Here is a 1,514-nt window from a genome sequence, read left to right on the forward strand (position 1 = left end):
AGCCAGGACCTGCCACAGCCACGGCCCGACTTTCGCCGGATCATCAGCCCGCAACACGGTCTTGACGTCGATCAGGGTGTCACCGACCAGCAGATCTCCGTCGGCCCAATGCGGCACGAACACCGGACCAGCACACCCCAACGGGCTCCCGGCCGCGGGCTGCCCAGCCAGCGCGTGCAGCGCGTCCAGGCTGCCGGCCGTCCGCAGCCGCTGCGCCAGCGCGGCGGTGTCGGCGACCACCGCGGCCGCGGTGAGCTCGCGCAGCATGTCCGCGGTCGGTGCGTCAGCGCCGAGCAGCTCATTGAGGTCGTCGCTGATGATCCCGGACCGGTAGATGTCCTCCGCGGCCGACCACCAGCCATAGACCCGGGCCAGGCCGCGTTCGGCCCCGGGCCCGCCGACGGTGCCGGCCGGGGCGTGCTCGTCGTGGTAGCGGCCAGTGCGCTCCACCAGCTCCATGACCGCCTCATCAGCCCACCCCCGCCCCCCAGTGCCGTGTCGGAAGTCGGTGTCGTGCTGGGGCTGGACCAGCTCCAACCACCCGCTCGGCGACGGCCGCATATCCAGCGCCCAGGCCCGGGTCGTCGGGGACAGATCGCGGTGCGACGGGAACGACCCCGCGACCCGCTGCGCCGTGTCCACGCTGAGCAGACCGGCCGCGACCAGCCCGTAGAGCCCGTAGTAGGGCGGAGCCTGCTCGACGACAGCGGCCATCCGCATCCCGAACACCCCACCGACCTCAGCCCAATGCCGCTGCCCGAGCCGCTGATCCCGCGGTGGGCGCACCACGCCCGCTCGTCCGACCGCGGACGCCGCGGCGGCGGCGACCTCACCGGCCACAGCGGCGGTGCCGGGCATCCGCGCGGCGAACCACCGCCCCAGCTCACCGCGGGTCACCTCCTGGAACAGCCCCACCCCGCACCCCTCCACCGCTCCTGCCGCCTCGGCTCCGCCGCTGTGGCGGTCACCGTGTCTGTCATCGCGGTCCGCCGCGGCGCAGGGTTCGGGGCAGCTGTCGGCCGTAGGCGATCCCGTCCTCGACGTCGCGGACCACCTCGCTCTCGCGGGTGTCAGCGCCGATGTGTCCGGCGGCGGCCGCCAGCAGCAGGGTCCGCGCGCTGGTCTCGTCGAGCTCACCCCCTCCGACCAGCCGCCCGAGGGTGCGGGCGGCCTTGAGCCGGGCGTCGTGGCGGGTGCCGGGCGCCGCCGTGGCCAGTTCCTCGAGCTCGTCGTCGAGGATCTTCTGCAGATACGCGTCCGCCCGTCGCCGGGGCAGCTCCATCGGGGGCGCCGGCGGTGGCGGCGGCGGCGGGGTCAGCGCAGCACCCAGCCAGCCCGGCAATGCGGCGACGGCACCGTGCCGGGCCACCCGGTAGAGCCCGTCGCCGCGAACCGACCCGGCCCCGACCACGAACCCGCCATGCCCACGAGTGTCGATCTTCCAGCCGAGCCGGCCCTGCGTGTTGCGCAGCTCCAGCCCATCGGGCATCAGGAAATAGCGGTGCTCCCCGCCC

2 protein-coding genes are annotated in these 1,514 nt (G+C 74.4%); both read right to left on the reverse strand.

The window, feature by feature from the left end:
* On the reverse strand, window positions 1-915 hold a 915-nt coding region (locus TOK_RS33260; RefSeq protein ID WP_216361888.1), incomplete at its 3' end, for a hypothetical protein.
* 61 nt (window positions 916-976) lie between these two features.
* Window positions 977-1,514, reverse strand: a 538-nt coding sequence (locus TOK_RS33265; protein ID WP_216361889.1) for a bifunctional DNA primase/polymerase, incomplete at its 5' end; no start/stop codon positions are given.

Source organism: Pseudonocardia sp. N23, from assembly GCF_002583555.1.
Classification (GTDB): Bacteria; Actinomycetota; Actinomycetes; order Mycobacteriales; family Pseudonocardiaceae; genus Pseudonocardia.